Source organism: Scandinavium sp. (assembly GCF_032012665.1).
In the GTDB taxonomy this organism is placed as follows: Bacteria; Pseudomonadota; Gammaproteobacteria; order Enterobacterales; family Enterobacteriaceae; genus Scandinavium.
On sequence record NZ_DALZVG010000003.1, the window covers coordinates 262607 to 280386 of the forward strand.

At 56.9% G+C, this 17780-nt stretch carries 15 protein-coding genes and 1 pseudogene; 7 read left to right on the plus strand and 9 right to left on the minus strand.

Features of this window, described 5'->3' with window-relative positions; all coding sequences use genetic code 11:
• Positions 1 to 91 precede the first annotated feature (91 nt).
• The 5 genes from RTU33_RS04615 to qseB form a co-directional block, all read right to left on the minus strand.
• Complete coding sequence (locus RTU33_RS04615) at positions 92 to 700, minus strand: LuxR C-terminal-related transcriptional regulator (protein ID WP_312625638.1); 609 nt, start codon at positions 698 to 700, stop codon at positions 92 to 94.
• A 422-nt stretch (positions 701 to 1122) separates the two neighbouring features.
• Positions 1123 to 1437, minus strand: a complete 315-nt coding sequence (locus tag RTU33_RS04620; RefSeq protein ID WP_312625640.1) for a putative quinol monooxygenase — start codon at positions 1435 to 1437, stop codon at positions 1123 to 1125.
• 33 nt (positions 1438 to 1470) lie between these two features.
• Entirely contained in the window at positions 1471 to 2052 is a 582-nt protein-coding gene (locus tag RTU33_RS04625; RefSeq protein ID WP_312625642.1) for an NAD(P)H-dependent oxidoreductase, read from the minus strand.
• A 105-nt stretch (positions 2053 to 2157) separates the two neighbouring features.
• The gene (qseC, locus tag RTU33_RS04630; protein ID WP_312625644.1) at positions 2158 to 3507 is read right to left on the minus strand and encodes a quorum sensing histidine kinase QseC; all 1350 of its coding nucleotides are present in this window, start codon (positions 3505 to 3507) and stop codon (positions 2158 to 2160) included.
• Positions 3504 to 4178: a quorum sensing response regulator transcription factor QseB gene (qseB, locus tag RTU33_RS04635; RefSeq protein ID WP_312625695.1), complete on the minus strand. Its 675-nt coding sequence runs from the start codon at positions 4176 to 4178 to the stop codon at positions 3504 to 3506. The genes qseC and qseB overlap by 4 nt, the downstream gene beginning before the upstream one ends.
• Positions 4179 to 4329: 151 nt before the next feature.
• On the opposite strand from qseB, the gene RTU33_RS04640 reads away from it, so the two are divergent.
• The 6 genes and pseudogenes from RTU33_RS04640 (at position 4330) to RTU33_RS04665 (ending at position 12315) form a co-directional block, all read left to right on the plus strand.
• On the plus strand, positions 4330 to 4731 hold the full coding sequence (locus tag RTU33_RS04640) for a YgiW/YdeI family stress tolerance OB fold protein (RefSeq protein ID WP_312625646.1): 402 nt from the start codon (positions 4330 to 4332) through the stop codon (positions 4729 to 4731).
• A gap of 176 nt (positions 4732 to 4907) precedes the next feature.
• Positions 4908 to 5097: pseudogene (locus RTU33_RS04645) on the plus strand (GyrI-like domain-containing protein); the annotation flags it as partial.
• A gap of 135 nt (positions 5098 to 5232) precedes the next feature.
• Entirely contained in the window at positions 5233 to 7497 is a 2265-nt protein-coding gene (gene parC / locus RTU33_RS04650) for a DNA topoisomerase IV subunit A (RefSeq protein ID WP_312625648.1), read from the plus strand.
• A 155-nt stretch (positions 7498 to 7652) separates the two neighbouring features.
• Positions 7653 to 8393, plus strand: a complete 741-nt coding sequence (locus RTU33_RS04655) for a 1-acylglycerol-3-phosphate O-acyltransferase (protein WP_312625650.1) — start codon at positions 7653 to 7655, stop codon at positions 8391 to 8393.
• An 87-nt stretch (positions 8394 to 8480) separates the two neighbouring features.
• Positions 8481 to 9893, plus strand: a complete 1413-nt coding sequence (ftsP, locus tag RTU33_RS04660; protein WP_312625652.1) for a cell division protein FtsP — start codon at positions 8481 to 8483, stop codon at positions 9891 to 9893.
• Between the two features lie 184 nt (positions 9894 to 10077).
• Complete coding sequence (locus RTU33_RS04665; protein WP_312625653.1) at positions 10078 to 12315, plus strand: YgiQ family radical SAM protein; 2238 nt, start codon at positions 10078 to 10080, stop codon at positions 12313 to 12315.
• An 81-nt stretch (positions 12316 to 12396) separates the two neighbouring features.
• Here RTU33_RS04665 and dkgA read toward each other — a convergent pair whose 3' ends face one another.
• Together dkgA and yqhD are read right to left on the minus strand one after the other, a co-directional pair.
• Positions 12397 to 13224, minus strand: coding sequence for a 2,5-didehydrogluconate reductase DkgA (gene dkgA, locus RTU33_RS04670; protein WP_312625655.1), 828 nt, complete (start codon positions 13222 to 13224; stop codon positions 12397 to 12399).
• A gap of 239 nt (positions 13225 to 13463) precedes the next feature.
• Positions 13464 to 14627 carry an alcohol dehydrogenase gene (gene yqhD / locus RTU33_RS04675; RefSeq protein WP_312625657.1) on the minus strand — a complete coding sequence of 388 codons (1164 nt, stop codon included), beginning with the start codon at positions 14625 to 14627 and terminating at the stop codon, positions 13464 to 13466.
• Between the two features lie 194 nt (positions 14628 to 14821).
• Here yqhD and RTU33_RS04680 point away from each other — a divergent pair, with 194 nt between their 5' ends.
• Entirely contained in the window at positions 14822 to 15721 is a 900-nt protein-coding gene (locus RTU33_RS04680; protein WP_312625658.1) for an AraC family transcriptional regulator, read from the plus strand.
• 35 nt (positions 15722 to 15756) lie between these two features.
• On the opposite strand, the gene yghB is transcribed toward RTU33_RS04680, so the two are convergent.
• Together yghB and metC are read right to left on the minus strand one after the other, a co-directional pair.
• Positions 15757 to 16416, minus strand: coding sequence for a DedA family general envelope maintenance protein YghB (gene yghB, locus RTU33_RS04685; protein WP_312625659.1), 660 nt, complete (start codon positions 16414 to 16416; stop codon positions 15757 to 15759).
• 131 nt (positions 16417 to 16547) lie between these two features.
• On the minus strand, positions 16548 to 17735 hold the full coding sequence (metC, locus tag RTU33_RS04690) for a cystathionine beta-lyase (RefSeq protein WP_312625661.1): 1188 nt from the start codon (positions 17733 to 17735) through the stop codon (positions 16548 to 16550).
• Positions 17736 to 17780 lie beyond the last annotated feature (45 nt).

Sequence of the window (17780 nt, forward strand, 5' to 3'; positions counted from 1 at the left end):
AGAGTTCTCCCTCCAGTTATTAATGATTCCTGGCATATAACAAATAACCGTTGGCACGGCGATCGCAGCGATGCCTGCGCCAATAACGGGCTCAGGCGTCCAGTGTGCTCATTGTGTGTATGCTGCTGTGAAACATATGCATATATCGCAACAGCACCACGTCGTTAGAACGCGCCGCGCCAATTTTGCGCGCGACGTTAATTTTTAAGTGGCTTATCGTTTTTACCGAAAGGTGCATTTTGGCACCTATTGAGGTTTTACTATGGCCCTGCAGCAGCCCGGACAACACGCGTTTTTCCTGGGGAGTGATAAATGCCGGGTTAGCCTCGGATTTCTGGCCCAGAGTATGTACCAGCTGTAAAAGTTGCTGTCCGGTCGCTTTTTTGGAGGTCAGGCAAAGCCAGCCATAGATAATGAAACTCGAGTCAAGCGAGACATCCAGCATCACTATAGTGCGCAATTCAGGTTGTTCTATATAGGCCGAAACGGCTTTCAGCAATGCCACATCATCAATACTGATAACGACCATGTCATCGTCGCCAGCGTTGTTCCTGATTGCTTCCAGAGACGCGATGCATTCCTGCAGGGCAGGGGCTGCGTAAACTGCCGTGTCGGTGCAGTTTTCCCGTAGCGCTAAGGTAATGCCTTCCACGAGCCAGGCATCATTGGTCAGAATATGTATTGTCCTTTCTGTGTGCATAGCATTATCCCTTTGCGTCTCCTGAACCCAGCGGCAGCCTCTTTTATAAAGGGGTATCAGCCGTAGATAAATTATCGTTACCCGGAGTGTGGTTTTGCAACGTTATACTTTTTAAGTTCGTATTTTATTTTAATAATCTTAAAGTAATGGGCGCTTATCTTATTTTTAGTGTTTTATGCTGACATTGTCGCGTGCGGTAAGCTTTTAGGTATCATTATTATTGGGCGGAATGCTCCCTTATTTTCGAATGAAGCAAGGAGAATGAAGAGAGAAAATGTGGGGCACAGAAACGAGCTGACAGCAGGTTATACCCGGCGTGCAGGCAGCCAAGGGCGTAAGCCGCAGGTTAAGAAAAAGAGAGATAAATTCAGGATAAAAAAACGCAGCCGGAAGGGCTGCGGTTTTTTCTTATGGGGGTGAAATCAGACGCCGGTCTCGAGAATGCGGATTTCGGATTCCAGCACGTCGCCTTTGACCGCTTCACTCCACGCTTTCATGTGTGGAGTTTGCAGATGGGCTTCAAGATGAGCAACGGTTTCCCACTGTTCGACCATGATGATGGAGTCCGGCGCGGTCGCCTGGAAGCTCACGCCTGCGGCGTGGTCAACCATTGGCGCGTAGCCGTGACAGCCTTCTTCCTTCAGCACGGTTGGAATAATTTTCGCGAACTGATCCAGTACGGCCTGACGGTGGTGCTGACCAGGACGGGTACGGATCTCAGCAATAACGGTTAACATAATAAACGCACTCCTTTTTATGCAGGCCTTCAGTTAACCAAAAATCTCGCCAAGATGCTTGCGATATTCTGCTACATAGCGCGGCACGTCCGGCATTTTGATCACGTCGTTGGCGATAAAGGTCGGCAGCGCTTCCATACCGAGGAACTGGTTAGCTTTATGGAAGGGCAGGTACACGCCGTCAACGCCCACGCCGTGGAAGAATTGGTTTTCTTCGGTGAAGGCTTCCATTGGTGCGTTCCAGGTCAGGGAAAGCATGTACTTTTTGCCCTGAATCAGGCCGCCGGAGCCATATTTTTTGCTGGCGTCAGAACGGGTACGGCCGTCGCTGGCGTACAGGGAGCCGTGACCTTCGGTGAATACGTCGTCAATGTACTTTTTCACGGTCCACGGCGCACCCATCCACCAGCCCGGCATCTGCCAGATAACCGCGTCGGCCCACAGGAAGTTTTGCACTTCGGCCTTCACGTCATAATCGCTGTCAGCACGCACAACACGGACTTCATGCCCGGCGTCGCGCAGGAAGCCGTCCGCGACCTCGGTCATGGTGTCGTTCAGCTGACCGTTGGAGTGACCAAATTTCTTACCGCCATTGATAATCAGGATCTTGCTCATCGTTATTCCTCAGACAAATACGTTTGCCTTTAGTGTAACGCCGACGGCATTGCGATGAAATTCGTAAAATGTGCAAAGTCTTTTGCTGTTTGAGCAATAATCGTTCTATCCGCTGACGCGCGCGATAAACCCGCCTTCCGGTGCATTGCTGAAGACCACGCTCATATGATGCAGGGCAGCGATGCGCTGGACGATGGAGAGTCCCAGACCGCTGCCGGGTTCATCCTGGCCCGGCGGGCGATAGAAGCGCTCGCCTATGCGGGCGAGGGCCTCGGGGCTGATGCCGGAGCCATTGTCGCGGACGGTAAAGCCGCGCGCATCCAGCGTTACGTCAATCGTGCTGCCGCGCGGGCTGTAGCGCACGGCGTTGTCGAGCAGATTGCGCACCAGCAGGCTTAGCAGCAGCGCCTGGCCTTTGCGTCGGACCTCAGGCGCAGTGATATGCAAACGGACTTCAATCCCCGCCTGCTGCGCCGTGTGGTAGATATCCATCACCGAAGACTGCAGCAAATCGGCAAGCGAAAGCGTCTCCACGTCGTCGAGCTCCGCCAGCGAATCCAGACGCGACAGGGTTAACAGCTGCTCCACCAGGCGTGACGCGCGATCGATACCGAAGTGAAGCTGCGACAGCGCTTTCTCAAGGCTTGCCGGATCGTCCATCGAGAGCTGCGCCACTTCCGTCTGCACCTTCAGCGCGGTCAGCGGGCTGCGCAGCTCGTGGGCGGCATCGGAGGTGAAGCGTCGCTCGCGTACCATCATGTTATGGGAGCGGCTGAAAAGCTGGTTGAGGGCCTGTACCAGAGGGCGCACTTCTCCTGGTACACCCTCCGTGCTGAGCTGTTCGTCTGAGTCCGGCGTTCGATGTTGCAGCGTGTGGGCCAGCTTTTTTAACGGCGCGAGCTCACGGCTCAGCAGCAGGATGAGTAACAGCACCATCAAAGGCAACGCGACCAGCCACGGCGTCAGCTGTGAAGTGACGATGTCCAGCGCCATCTCCTGACGGTAGTCCCATTCCTGGCCAACGACGATACGGTATTTTTCATCGGCGGTGGTGATCCACAGAAAACGCCATTCATCGTCGTCGTTTTTGATGCGGCCATCGTCGAACCCTTCCCGGCGATAGTGATAGGGAATATCGCGCCCGTTGTCGCCATCGTTCAACACCATCCGTCCGTCGGTGGTGAAAATAGCGAACGCCAGCGCATCGTCGTCGAGATGGCCGTGCTTAATTTTCTTTTTGGTGCGCAGCGCGGGCGTGGCGACATGCAGTTCATTGAAGTCCATCGCGCTCAGGCGCTTAGCGAACAGCATCTGCTGAGTATCGAACAGCTTGTCGAGCTTGTGGGTGGTTTGCTGCCAGGCGATAAAGCTGGCGCAGCTCCAGGCGACGAGCGTTAACAGGATAAACAGCAGCGTCAGACGCAGGCGCAGACTCATATAGCGAAGGCGCTTCATTTGTCACCTGCGTTTGGTGAACCGAGGGTGTAACCGATCCCATGTACGGTGCGAATAAAATGGCTGCCGAGCTTGCGGCGCAGGTGATGCACGTGAACCTCAACGGCGTTACTGGAGACATCGTCGTCCCAGTTATAGAGCTTTTCTTCTATTAATTTGCGCGGCAGCACGCGCCCGGCGTTGCGCATCAGCAGCTCAAGCAGGGCAAACTCTTTTGGCTTCAGCGTCAGGGGCTCGTCGTTCAGGGTTGCGGTCAGGCTGTCGGGGTTGAGCGTCAGCGGGCCGTGGCGCAGCGCGTTGCTGGCCTGGCCGTGCACGCGGCGAATCAGCGCCTCCAGACGCGCGGCGACTTCAATCAGCGCGAACGGTTTACAGAGGTAGTCGTCGGCGCCGGCGCGCAGGCCTTCCACGCGTTGGGCCAGCGCATCGCGTGCGGTCAGAATCAGCACCGGCTCTTTGCGCCCCTGAGATCGCCACTCGCGCAGGATCTCCAGCCCGTCCATACCCGGCAATGTGAGGTCGAGGATCACCGCATCATAGGGCGCGGTGTACAGCGCCGCTTTACCCTCTTCGCCGCGCGTAAACCAGTCCAGGGTAAAGCCCATTTTGACGAGCCCGGCCTTCAGCCCGTCGCCAATAAGCTTATCGTCTTCCACCAGTAAAATGCGCATCCCTACCTCTCTTTTGCCCCGACGTCGACGGTCAGTAAACCCGCGCGCGACGGCGGTGTACAGCATTAAATTTTCTTTTTTCGCCTTAAGAACTCGTTAAGTATTGACCTGTTTAATGGAGGCCAGAGTCTACTTAAAGGGAGAAATAACCATGAAAAAAACCTTAGCGATAGCGGCCATTGTGGCCCTGATGTCAGCTCCAGCGTTTGCCGCCAATACCCAGGGCGGATTCAGCGGACCGGGCTCAACGACAACCAGCAGCCAGAGCGGCGGTTTCGTCGGTCCGAACGGCACCGTCACCACGGTTGAGAAAGCAAAATCGATGCGCGATGACGCGTGGGTAACGCTGCGCGGCAACATCGTTGAGCGCCTGTCTGACGACACCTACACCTTCAAGGATTCGAGCGGCACCGTGAACGTGGATATCAGCCATAAACGCTGGAATGGCGTCACCGTCACGCCGAACGACGTGGTGGAAATTCAGGGGGAAGTCGATAAAGACTGGAACTCCGTTGAAATCGACGTGAAGCAAATCAGCAAAGTCAGCAAATAATCTCTCTGTGCCGCCGCTCCCGCGGTGGCGCTGTTTGCACCTCTGGTACACTTGCGCAAGATCGGTCAGGATTACCCTCGATCGTTCGGGCAAAGTTGGCCATCTGGACGAACCGCTGACGCTGGACAATCTCAGCAGCATGGCCTGGGATGACCCGGCCACTACGCCGCCGGAGGCGTTTCGCGGTCGGGCGGCACATCGGATCGCTTGATAACCTGTCGCAGACGGTCTGGTCGCTGTTTCGCGACTGGCTGCCGGGCAGCGGCGAAACCCTGCGCGATGCGCCGGTGTTCTTCCATTACCTCAATTTCGTCAATGATGTACCGGAGCGAACTGCAAACGGATATCTCTTTGCCACTGGCGTAACGGCACCATGCCGCAGCATTCCACCGCCGCCGCAAAACTGCTTATCTCCTGTGACTCAGCGCGACAGATAAGGTACTATCTGCGGCAATATTGCCCCCTGCATGGCCGGGCGAATTCGTTGAGGAATCACAATTAATGAGCGATATGGCAGAGCGCCTTGCGCTACATGAGTTTACGGAAAAGGCGTACCTTGACTACTCCATGTACGTCATCATGGATCGCGCCTTGCCGTTTATCGGCGATGGCCTGAAGCCGGTCCAGCGTCGCATTGTCTATGCAATGTCCGAACTGGGGCTGAACGCCAGCGCCAAATTCAAAAAATCCGCCCGTACGGTCGGTGACGTGCTGGGTAAATACCACCCGCACGGCGACAGCGCCTGCTATGAAGCGATGGTGCTGATGGCGCAGCCGTTCTCCTATCGTTACCCGCTGGTCGACGGCCAGGGGAACTGGGGGGCGCCGGACGATCCGAAATCCTTCGCGGCGATGCGTTATACCGAATCGCGCCTGTCGAAATATGCCGAAGTGCTGCTGGGTGAACTTGGCCAGGGCACCGTGGACTGGCTGCCGAACTTCGACGGCACGCTGCAGGAGCCGCGCATGCTTCCGGCCCGCCTGCCGAATATTCTGCTGAACGGCACCACCGGCATTGCCGTCGGTATGGCGACGGATATTCCGCCGCACAACGTTCGCGAAGTGGCTCAGGCGGCCATCACGCTGATTGAAAAACCGAAAACCACCCTCGACGAACTGCTCGACATCGTGCAGGGGCCGGATTATCCAACCGAAGCAGAGATCATCACTTCGCGTGCCGATATCCGTAAAATTTACCAGAGCGGTCGCGGCTCCGTGCGTATGCGCGCGGTGTGGAAGAAAGAAGATGGCGCTGTGGTGATCACCGCGCTGCCGCACCAGGTTTCCGGTGCGCGCGTGCTGGAGCAAATCGCCAGCCAGATGCGCAACAAAAAGCTGCCGATGGTTGACGATCTGCGCGATGAATCAGATCACGAAAATCCGACTCGCCTGGTGATTGTGCCGCGCTCCAACCGCGTGGACATGGATCAGGTGATGAACCATCTGTTCGCCACCACCGATCTGGAAAAAAGTTATCGTATCAACCTGAACATGATCGGCCTGGATAACCGTCCGCAGGTGAAAAACCTGCTGGAGATCCTCACCGAATGGCTGGCGTTCCGTCGTGATACCGTCAGCCGCCGTCTGAACTACCGCCTGGAAAAAGTCCTCAAGCGCCTGCATATCCTCGAAGGTTTGCTGGTGGCGTTCCTCAACATCGACGAGGTGATTGAGATCATTCGTACTGAGGATGAGCCGAAGCCGGCGCTGATGTCGCGCTTTGGCATCAGCGAAACTCAGGCTGAAGCGATCCTCGAACTGAAATTGCGCCACCTCGCCAAACTGGAAGAGGTAAAAATTCGCGGCGAGCAGAACGATCTTGAGAAAGAGCGCGATCAGATTCAGGCGATCCTCGCTTCCGATCGCAAAATGAGCAACCTGCTGAAGAAAGAGCTGCAGGCTGACGCTGACGCCTTTGGCGACGACCGTCGTTCTCCGCTGCGCGAGCGCGAAGAAGCGAAGGCGATGAACGAGCACGATATGCTGCCGTCTGAACCGGTCACCATTGTGCTGTCGCAGATGGGCTGGGTGCGCAGCGCCAAAGGCCATGATATCGACGCTAAAGGCCTGAGCTATAAAGCGGGAGACAGCTGGAAAGCGTCGGCGAAAGGCAAGAGTAATCAGCCGGTGGTGTTTGTCGACACCACGGGGCGCAGCTACGCCATTGACCCGATTACGCTGCCGTCAGCGCGCGGGCAGGGCGAGCCGCTCACCGGCAAGCTGACGCTGCCGCCGGGTGCCACCGTCGAGCATATGCTGATGGAAAATGACGATCGGAAGCTGCTGATGGCCTCCGATGCCGGCTACGGTTTCGTCTGTACCTTCAACGACCTGGTTGCACGTAACCGCGCCGGGAAGACGCTCATCACCCTGCCGGAAAATGCGCAGGTGATGCCGCCGCTGGTGATCGAAGATGAGTCCGATATGCTGCTTGCCATCACCCAGGCAGGCCGCATGCTGATGTTCCCGCTGAGCGACCTGCCACAGCTGTCGAAAGGCAAGGGCAATAAGATCATCGGCATTCCTTCCGCCGATGCGGCGAAGGGCGCAGATGGCCTCGCGCATCTCTACATCCTGCCGCCGCAAAGTACGCTGACGATTCATGTCGGAAAACGGAAGATCAAGCTGCGTCCGGAAGAGCTGCAAAAAGTGACCGGCGAGCGCGGCCGTCGCGGCACGCTGATGCGAGGCTTGCAGAAAATCGACCGTATCGACATTGATTCACCGCTGCGTCCTGCTGCGGGCGCGGGCGACAGCGAAGAGTAACTCCGATGCCCCTTCCTGCCGGAAGGGGCTATAAAATTTGCGGTAAACCGTTGTTAATTCGTGCGCTGCGATTAACAATAATCGGAAAAGGGTTCCGCAAGTCATATCACCTGATCGATATATAACTCTAAGCGTTCAGGATCTCAGAGGTAGCTATGCTATTGATTTTTCGCGCAATCATCGTTGTCATTTACTGCATCCTGGTGTGCGTTTTTGGCTGCATTTATTGTCTGTTTAGCCCACGTAATCCAAAACACGTCGCGACCTTTGGTCATATGTTCGGTCGACTGGCGCCCGTTTTTGGCCTGAAAGTCGAAAAACGTTTGCCGCAAGGGTATGAAAACTTCGGTAACGCCATCTATATCGGCAACCATCAGAACAACTACGATATGGTGACGGCCTCCAACATCGTGCTGCCGCCAACGGTGACCGTAGGCAAAAAAAGCCTGCTGTGGATCCCGTTCTTCGGTCAGCTTTACTGGCTGACGGGCAACCTGCTTATCGATCGTAATAACCGCGCGAAAGCACATGGCACCATTGCCGAAGTGGTTAATGCCTTTAATAAGCGCAAAATTTCCTTCTGGATGTTCCCGGAAGGCACCCGCAGCCGCGGCCGCGGCCTGCTGCCGTTTAAAACCGGGGCGTTCCATGCCGCTATTGCCGCAGGCGTGCCGATTGTGCCGGTGTGCGTGTCCAACACGTCGAACAAAATCAACCTCAACCGCTTCAATAACGGGCTGGTGATCGTTGAGATGCTGCCGCCGATTGATACCAGTACCTGGGGTAAAGATCAGGTTCGCGCCCTCGCCACGCACTGCCGTGAAATGATGAAGGCGAAAATCGCTGAACTCGACCAGGAAGTGGCCGAGCGCGAAGCGGCGAATAAGAAAAAGTAAACGTGTTACCAGGCTGCTCTGCGCTGGCCTGCCACGCTGTTTGGGAACGGTTTCCCTCTGTTTAGCAGTTTGTCTCATGGAGTTTATATGTCACTCAGTCGGCGTCAGTTTATTCAGGCATCCGGAATTGCGCTTTGTGCTGGCGCCGTGCCGCTGAGGGCAAATGCGGCGGGCCAGCAGCCTGCATTGCCCATCCCTCCGCTTCTGGAATCACGGCGTGGACAGCCGCTGTTCCTGACGCTACAGCGTACGCACTGGTCTTTCACCCAGGGCACACGAGCGCCGGTGTGGGGCGTGAACGGACGCTATCTGGGGCCGACGATCCGCGTCTGGAGCGGCGATGACGTCAAGCTTATCTACAGCAATCGCCTGACGGAAAACGTGGCGATGACCGTTCGTGGCTTGCAGGTGCCGGGCCCGCTGATTGGCGGTGCGGCGCGTATGATGTCGCCGAACGCGGACTGGGCGCCGGTACTGCCGATTCGCCAGAGCGCCTCCACGCTCTGGTATCAGGCGAACACGCCTAACCATATGGCGCAGCAGGTCTATAACGGCCTCGCCGGAATGTGGCTGGTAGAAGACGACGTGAGTAAGTCCTTACCTATTCCGAATCACTACGGCGTGGACGATTTTCCCGTCATCATTCAGGACAAGCGCCTGGATAACTTTGGCGCGCCGGAATACAGCGAGCCGGGCAGCGGCGGCTTCGTCGGCGATACGCTGCTGGTGAACGGTGCGCAGAGCCCGTATGTCGAAGTTTCGCGCGGCTGGGTGCGTTTGCGCCTGCTGAACGCCTCAAACTCTCGTCGCTATCTGCTGCAGATGAGCGACGGGCGGGCGCTGCACGTGATCTCGGGCGATCAGGGCTTCCTGCCCGCACCGGTATCCGTCAAACAGCTTTCACTGGCGCCGGGCGAGCGTCGTGAAATTCTGGTCGATATGACCAACGGCGACGAAGTGTCGATCACCTGCGGTGAAGCGGCGAGCATCGTTGACCGTATTCGCGGCTTCTTCGAGCCGTCGAGCATTCTGATTTCCACTCTGGTGCTGACGCTGCGCCCGACCGGGCTGCTGCCGCTGGTGACCGACAGCCTGCCGATGCGCCTGCTGCCGGAAGAGATCCTGACCGGCACGCCTGTTCGCAGCCGCGACTTCACGCTCAATGACGATCCGGGCATCAACGGTCAGCTCTGGGATCCGCAGCGCATCGACGTGACCGCGCAGCAGGGCTCGTGGGAACGCTGGACGCTGCGCGCCGATAACCCGCAGTCGTTCCATATTGAAGGCGTGATGTTCCAGATCCGCAACGTAAACGGTGCGATGCCGTTCCCGGAAGACCGTGGCTGGAAAGATACGGTCTGGGTCGACGGGCAGGTCGAGCTGCTGGTGTACTATGGCCAGCCGTCGTGGCCACACTTCCCGTTCCAGTTCTCCAGCCAGACGCTGGAGCTGGCCGACCGCGGGTCTATCGGGCAGATACTGGTGAACCCGGCGCCTTAACCCTCACCCGGCCCTTTCTCTCTGGAAAGGAGAGGGAGAAAATCCAGCAGATACTGTTCCCTCGCCCCTTTGGGGAGAGGGTTAGGGTGAGGGGAAAAATTGCATCCCACCCTTCAATTTCCCCTTAAAACCAGCGTATAATCGCCGCCTTTTGATGTCTCTTTTTTAACCACCCGGAAGCACTATGAGCGCAATTTCCCTGATCCAGCCGGATCGCGATCTCTTTTCCTGGCCCCAGTACTGGGCAGCCTGTTTCGGCCCGGCGCCTTTTTTACCTATGTCCCGGGAAGAGATGGATCAGCTTGGCTGGGACAGTTGCGACATTATTCTGGTGACCGGCGACGCCTACGTCGACCACCCGAGCTTCGGGATGGCCATCTGCGGACGCATGCTTGAAGCCCAGGGCTTCCGCGTCGGGATCATTTCCCAGCCGGACTGGAACAGCAAAGAAGACTTCATGCGTCTGGGCAAACCGAACCTGTTCTTCGGCGTGACCGCGGGCAACATGGACTCGATGATCAACCGCTATACCGCCGATCGTAAGCTGCGTCACGACGACGCCTACACCGCGGATAACGTAGCGGGTAAGCGTCCGGACCGCGCCACACTCGTGTACACTCAGCGCTGCAAAGAAGCCTGGAAAGACGTGCCGGTCATTTTGGGGGGCATCGAAGCGAGCCTGCGCCGCTCTGCGCATTACGACTACTGGTCTGATACCGTTCGCCGCTCGGTGCTGGTGGACTCCAAGGCCGATATGCTGATTTTCGGCAACGGCGAGCGTCCGCTGGTGGAAGTCGCGCATCGCCTGGCGATGGGAGAGCCGGTGGCGCAGATCCGTGACGTGCGCAACACCGCGATCATGGTAAAAGAAGCGCTGCCGGGCTGGAGTGGGGTGGATTCCACCCGTCTGGATACGCCGGGGAAAATCGACCCGATTCCGCATCCTTATGGTGAAGACCTGCCGTGCGCCGACAACAAGCCCGTCGAGCCGAAAAAAGCCGAAGCCAAACGCATCACCGTACAGCCACCGAAGCCAAAGCCGTGGGAGAAAACCTATGTGCTGCTGCCTTCCTACGAGAAAGTGAAAGGCGACAAAGTACTGTATGCGCACGCCTCGCGCATCCTGCACCATGAAACCAACCCAGGCTGCGCCCGCGCGCTGATGCAGAAGCACGGCGACCGTTATATCTGGCTGAATCCGCCCGCGATCCCACTCTCTACCGAAGAGATGGACAGCGTGTTTGCGCTGCCTTACAAGCGCGTGCCTCACCCGGCATACGGCAGCGCCCGCATTCCGGCCTATGAGATGATCCGCTTCTCAATCAATATCATGCGCGGCTGCTTCGGCGGGTGTTCGTTCTGCTCGATCACCGAGCACGAAGGGCGCATCATTCAGAGCCGCTCTGAAGATTCGATTATCAACGAGATCGAAGCCATTCGCGACACGGTTCCCGGATTTACCGGTATTATCTCCGATCTGGGTGGCCCAACCGCCAACATGTACATGCTGCGCTGTAAATCCCCGCGCGCCGAGCAGACCTGCCGTCGTCTCTCGTGCGTTTACCCGGATATCTGCCCGCACATGGATACCAACCATGAGCCAACGATCAACCTCTATCGCCGCGCCCGCGATCTGAAGGGGATCAAGAAGATCCTGATCGCCTCTGGCGTACGCTACGACATTGCTGTGGAAGATCCGCGCTATATCAAAGAGCTGGCGACGCACCACGTCGGCGGCTATCTGAAGATAGCGCCAGAGCATACCGAAGAGGGCCCGCTGTCGAAGATGATGAAGCCGGGCATGGGCAGCTACGACCGCTTCAAAGAGCTGTTTGATACCTATTCAAAACAGGCCGGGAAAGAGCAGTACCTGATCCCTTACTTCATCTCCGCACACCCGGGCACCACGGACGAAGACATGGTGAACCTGGCGCTGTGGCTGAAGCGTCACCGATTCCGTCTCGATCAGGTGCAGAACTTCTACCCGTCGCCGCTCGCTAACTCGACGACCATGTATTACACCGGTAAAAACCCGCTGAGTAAGATTGGTTACAGGAGTGAGGATGTCTTTATTCCGAAAGGGGATAAACAGCGTCGCCTGCATAAGGCGCTGCTGCGCTACCACGATCCGGCGGGCTGGCCGATGATTCGTCAGGCGCTGGAAGAGATGGGTAAAAAGCATCTGATTGGCGGTCGTCGCGAATGCCTGGTGCCGTCTCCGACGCTGGATGAAATGCGTGAAGCGCGTCGCCAGAATCGTCATACTCGCCCGGCGCTGACCAAGCATACGCCGGTGGCACATCAGCGTAACCCTGGGGCTCGCAAGCCTGCGGAGGGTGCCGCGAAAGCCGGCGCGTCTACTGCAAGAAATGCGGCGGCCCGCAGGCCGAAACCTGCCGCTAAGCGTGCGGCGAAGCCATAAAAAAATGCCCGGCCAATGACCGGGCGTTTTGCTGTCAATCTTAGACCACCTTCTGAGAAGGTGGTCTTTTACTTTTGGGGCTTAACCGCCAAACTGATCCGGATCCGGCCCGAGGCGTTTACCCTGGTCGAGTTTCGAGATTTCCCCCAGCTCATCTTTATCCAGACGGAAATCCCAGACGTCGAAGTTTTCGGCAATACGCGCCGGGGTGACCGATTTCGGGATAACCACCAGCCCGCTGTCGAGATGCCAGCGAATCACAACCTGTGCCGGGGTTTTACCATATTTTTCAGCCAGATGGCGAATGATGTTCTGGTCGAATACGCCCTCGCCGCCCTGCGCCAGCGGGCTCCAGGACTCAGTCTGAATTTTGTGGGTCGCGTTCCAGGCATGAAGCTGACGCTGTTGCATCAGCGGGTGAAGCTCAATCTGATTGATAACTGGCGAGACACCGGTTTCGTCTATCAGCCGCTGCAGGTGAGCGATCTGGAAGTTACACACGCCGATGCTTTTGACCAGACCCTGCTCCTGGAGTTTGATCATGCCGCGCCACGCTTCAACGTAATGATCGATAGCCGGAACCGGCCAGTGCATCAGATACAGGTCGACATAGTCGAGCTGGAGCTTATCAAGGCTCTCCTGCAAGGCCTCAGCCGGGCGCTTCTGATCGTCGTTCCACAGTTTGGTGGTGATGAACAGCTCATTGCGCGCGACACCAGCGCTGGCTAATGCCTTGCCTACGCCATCCTCATTTTTGTACGCTGCGGCGGTATCAACAGAACGATAGCCGACCTCCAGCGCTTTATGAATGGCGGTAACGACTTCCTCGTTGCCTGCTTTCCACACGCCAAGACCCAGCTGCGGCATCACGTTGCCGTCCTGGAGTTTGATTACGGTTGGATGTGTCATGCATTCCTCCTTTCCCCGTCATATTTCGAGCCGCAGATGTGTTGGCCGCACTCCCTCACCCCAGTCACTTACTTCAGTAAGCTCCTGGGGATTCACTCCCTTGCCGCCTTCCTGCAACTCGAACTATTCAGGGGATGAAATTAACGTTGCCGGAGGAGAGGAGTGAGTGCCCTCCGGCAAATCAGTAACATTAAGTCTGGACGAAATACGAGAAAACGAAAGGTTAAGCGGAAAAAGCCTTAGCGTGCCGCTTCGTAAATGCGACGGCTCACCTCAAGGGTAATATCCTGCTTTTCGCCGAGTTGCGTCATGCCGTGCTCTTCAAGCTTTTTCAGCAGCGCCGGGATGGCGCTGCCGTCCAGGCCGTAGTCGGACAGACGCGTTGGGACGCCCATCGCTTCAAAGAAGCTGCGGGTGGCGGCGATGGCGGCGTCGATGCGGGCATCGTCAGTGCCTTCGGTGATGTTCCACACGCGTTCCGCATATTGCAGCAGTTTAGCGCGTTTGGTGTCGCGTTTTTCGTTCCACAGCGATGGCAGTACGACTGCCAGAGTCTGGGCATGATCGAGGCCGTGCATCGCCGTCAGCTCATGGCCGAGCATGTGGGTTGCCCAGTCCTGCGGCACGCCTGCGCCAATCAGACCGTTCAGCGCCTGAGTGGCCGCCCACATTACGTTGGCACGCACGTCGTAGTTCTCTGGCTCTTTCAGCGCTTTCGGGCCTTCTTCGATAAGCGTCAGCAGAATGCCCTCGGCGAAGCGGTCCTGAATCTTGCCGTTTACCGGATAAGTCACGTACTGCTCAACGGTGTGGACAAAAGCATCCACTACGCCGTTCGCAACCTGGCGCGGCGGCAAGGTGTAGGTGTAAACAGGATCCAGAATGGCGAACACCGGACGCACCAGCGGGTTCATAAACGCCTGTTTGTCGCCGGTGGTTTTGCGGGAGATAACTGCACCCATATTCGATTCTGAACCCGTGGCAGGCAGCGTCAGCACGGAGCCCATCGGAATTGCGCTTTTGATGTTGCTGCCGTGGGTTTGCAGGATTTCCCACGGATCGACGCCGTCAGCATAGTGCGCGGCTGCGGCGATAAATTTCGTGCCGTCGAGTACGGAGCCGCCGCCCACGGCCAGCAGGAAAGTGACCTTCTCATCACGGGCAATTTTTACTGCGTTCATTAGCGTTTCGTAAGACGGATTAGGCTCGATGCCGCCGAACTCCAGCACGTCCAGACCATTCAGGGCGCTCAGCACCTGGTCCAGCACGCCGGTCTTTTTGACGCTGCCGCCGCCGTAGGTGACGAGTACGCGGGCGTCAGCCGGGATTTGCGCGCGCAGATCGGTAATGGCGCCTTTACCAAATAAAATACGGGTTGGAGTGTGCAGGTCGAAATTAAACATGGCTTATTCCCTCTGTTTCGGGTGAGAAAGACGACAGCAGGAGGCTGCCTGATGGAACGTATTGTGGTCCTGTGACCCGATTGCCTCAATGCACAAACCTGCCGATGTATTGCCCATTTCTCCAGGTGGCTGGAGAAAATGAACAGTTAAGCTCACAATGTCTTCATCGAAAGAGACCCCGGATATCGCCTGCCATGAACCGTGAAGAGACCTGTCAGCTGCTGACAGAGAAAATTAAGCAGCTGAAAAATAATGAAGAAGTGCTGAACCGGCTGCTGCCGGATATTCGCCTGCTCTATGGCACACAGCCCGGTACCCGCACGCCAGTGATGTATCAGCCCGGCATCGTATTTCTCTTTTCCGGCCATAAAATCGGCCACATTAACGAGCGCGTTTTTCGCTACGACGCCACGGAATACCTGCTCCTGACGGTACCGCTGCCGTTCGAGTGTGAAACGTTCGCTACGCCGGAAGTCCCTCTGGCGGGTTTGCGGCTGAACGTGGATATTCTGCAATTGCAGGAGCTGCTGATGGACATCGGCGAAGATGAACTGTTCCATCCGTCGATGGCGGCGAGCGGGATTAACTCTGCCAAATTATCTGAGGAGATCCTCTGCGCCGCTGAACGGCTGCTGGATGTGCTGGAGCGCCCACTGGATGCGCGCATTCTGGGTAAACAGATTATCCGTGAAATGCTTTATCACGTGCTGATGGGGCCACGCGGTGGCGCGCTGCTGGCGCTGGTCAGCCGCCAGACGCACTTCAGCCTGATAAGCCGCGTGCTGAAGCGCATTGAGAGTCAGTACACGGAAAACCTGAGCGTGGACCAGCTGGCGGCTGAAGCCAACATGAGCGTCTCGGCGTTTCATCACAACTTCAAATCGGTAACCAGCACCTCGCCGTTGCAATATCTGAAAACCTACCGCCTGCATAAAGCGCGGATGATGATGGTTCACGATGGCCTGAAGGCCAGCACCGCGGCGATGAAGGTCGGGTATGAGAGCGCGTCCCAGTTCAGCCGGGAGTTTAAGCGCTACTTCGGGATGACGCCGGGCGAGGATGCGGCGCGTATTCGGGGAATGCAGGGAGCGTAGCCCCGGTAAGCGTAGCGCCACCGGGGAAAACGAATTCAGGCGCTACTGTACTTCTTCTTAATCACCACAATTACCGTACCGAGCAGGCCTGCGACCAGCAGGAAAATCGGCAGGATCATCAGGAAAGTCATCACCTGGTCTTCGTGCTGTTTCACAAACGGGATCATGCTCAGCGCGTAGCCAAAGCTCGTCACCACGCCAACCCACAGCACGGCGCTCAGCCAGTTAAAGAACTGGAAGCGGCGATTTGATAAACCGGAAATACCTGCCATGGTTGGCAGCAGGGTGCGGACAAACGCGAGGAAACGCCCTGCCAGCAGGGCCAGTAAACCGTGCCTGTCGAACATGCAGGTTGCCCGCTCGTGGTATTTCACCGGTAGCTGCGAGAGCCAGCCCTTCACCGTTTTTGTGTTGCCAAGCCAGCGACCCTGAATATAGCTCAGCCAGCAGCCGAGGCTTGCAGCGACCGTAAGAATGGCTAACGTCGGCACAAAGTCCATCACGCCTTTGGCTATCAGCGCCCCCGCGAGCAGGAGCAGGCTGTCCCCCGGTAAAAAAGACGCAGGGAGCAGACCATTTTCTAAAAATAGCGTTGCAAACATCACCAGATAAACAACACCCACCACGCGGGGATCCGCCAGCGCGGCAAAATCATGCTGCCAGAGTGCGGCGGCAATCTCCTGGATAACAACCATGGACTTTCCTGTGGACTGACATTTTCTGTGTAGTGTACTCCTGAATCGCCCGGGATGCCTTGATCCCGGACGCAACAATGCAGGCAGTTTTTTGCGGAGACTGTCTGAAATTGTGTCCATCGGTTGCCACTTTACACGATGCGCTCAAAGCCCGCCGCTAAATCGAGGAGAAGATCGTCAACATTTTCTAAACCGATATGCAGGCGAATCAGCGTACCGCTGAAATCCGGCTTGCCGTCCGGACGAATAGCCGCCAGCTGTTCTGGCTGTGTCGGTAAAATCAGTGACTCATAGCCGCCCCAGGAGTAGGCCATGCTGAAGAGCGTAAAGTGGTCCAGATAGGCCGCAAGCTCGCTGTCGCTCAGGCGTTTTTTGAGAATAAATGAGAAAAGGCCGCTGCTGCCCGTAAAGTCTCGTTTCCAGAACTCATGGCCTTTACTTCCCGGCAACGCAGGGTGGTTCACGCGCTCTACCTGCGGATGCTGAGCCAGCCATTCGGCAATTTTAAGACTGCTTTCGTGGTGTTGGCGTAAACGCACGCCGAGGGTTCTCAATCCACGGCTGGCCATATAGGCGGTATCGGCGTCGACCATCTGACCCATCAGGTAAGCATTCTCACGCAGCTGATCCCAGCAGCGGGCATTTGCGACGGCGGTGCCAATCATGCCGTCGGAATGACCAATCAGGTATTTGGTGGCGGCCTGAATCGAAATGTCGATATCAAACTCAAGCGCCTTAAACAGCACGCCCGCAGCCCAGGTATTGTCGATCATAATGATGGCTTCTGGCGCAACGCGACGTACCGCGCTGACGATTGCCGGAACGTCATGCACTTCCATGGTGATGGAGCCGGGAGATTCCAGGAACACAACTTTGGTATTGGGCTGAATCAGGTCGGCGATGTCCGCGCCAATCAGCGGATCGAACCAGCCGGTGGTGACGCCAAGCTTCGCGAGGATTTTGGTACAGAAATCCTGGCTTGGCTCATAGGCGCTGTTGGTCATCAGGACGTGATCGCCGTGCCCGACAAACGCCAGAATGGCGTTGGCCACGGCGGCCGCGCCACAGGGGAACAGGGCGCACCCGGCACCGCCTTCCAGCTCGCACATAGCTTCCTGCAAAGAGAAGTGCGTCAGGGTGCCGCGACGGCCATAGAACAGTTCGCCTTTTGCGCGGTTGCGCGTGGCGTGCTTTTTGGCCTCGACCGTGTCGAACACCAGAGATGACGCGCGCTGAACAACGCTATTCACCGAGCCAAGCGTGTATTTTTTACTGCGGCCAGCGTTCACCAGCACGGTATCAAGTTGCTTTTCGGACATGTTCGTCTTACCTATTTTTATACGTCTGGACGTCTAAACTAACAT

Coding starts and splice junctions, on each gene's coding strand:
- RTU33_RS04615 (WP_312625638.1), bottom strand. CDS start 700: ATGCACACAGAAAGGACAATACATATTCTGACCAATGATGCCTGGCTC.
- RTU33_RS04620 (WP_312625640.1), bottom strand. CDS start 1,437: ATGTTAACCGTTATTGCTGAGATCCGTACCCGTCCTGGTCAGCACCAC.
- RTU33_RS04625 (WP_312625642.1), bottom strand. CDS start 2,052: ATGAGCAAGATCCTGATTATCAATGGCGGTAAGAAATTTGGTCACTCC.
- qseC (WP_312625644.1), bottom strand. CDS start 3,507: ATGAAGCGCCTTCGCTATATGAGTCTGCGCCTGCGTCTGACGCTGCTG.
- qseB (WP_312625695.1), bottom strand. CDS start 4,178: ATGCGCATTTTACTGGTGGAAGACGATAAGCTTATTGGCGACGGGCTG.
- RTU33_RS04640 (WP_312625646.1), top strand. CDS start 4,330: ATGAAAAAAACCTTAGCGATAGCGGCCATTGTGGCCCTGATGTCAGCT.
- parC (WP_312625648.1), top strand. CDS start 5,233: ATGAGCGATATGGCAGAGCGCCTTGCGCTACATGAGTTTACGGAAAAG.
- RTU33_RS04655 (WP_312625650.1), top strand. CDS start 7,653: ATGCTATTGATTTTTCGCGCAATCATCGTTGTCATTTACTGCATCCTG.
- ftsP (WP_312625652.1), top strand. CDS start 8,481: ATGTCACTCAGTCGGCGTCAGTTTATTCAGGCATCCGGAATTGCGCTT.
- RTU33_RS04665 (WP_312625653.1), top strand. CDS start 10,078: ATGAGCGCAATTTCCCTGATCCAGCCGGATCGCGATCTCTTTTCCTGG.
- dkgA (WP_312625655.1), bottom strand. CDS start 13,224: ATGACACATCCAACCGTAATCAAACTCCAGGACGGCAACGTGATGCCG.
- yqhD (WP_312625657.1), bottom strand. CDS start 14,627: ATGTTTAATTTCGACCTGCACACTCCAACCCGTATTTTATTTGGTAAA.
- RTU33_RS04680 (WP_312625658.1), top strand. CDS start 14,822: ATGAACCGTGAAGAGACCTGTCAGCTGCTGACAGAGAAAATTAAGCAG.
- yghB (WP_312625659.1), bottom strand. CDS start 16,416: ATGGTTGTTATCCAGGAGATTGCCGCCGCACTCTGGCAGCATGATTTT.
- metC (WP_312625661.1), bottom strand. CDS start 17,735: ATGTCCGAAAAGCAACTTGATACCGTGCTGGTGAACGCTGGCCGCAGT.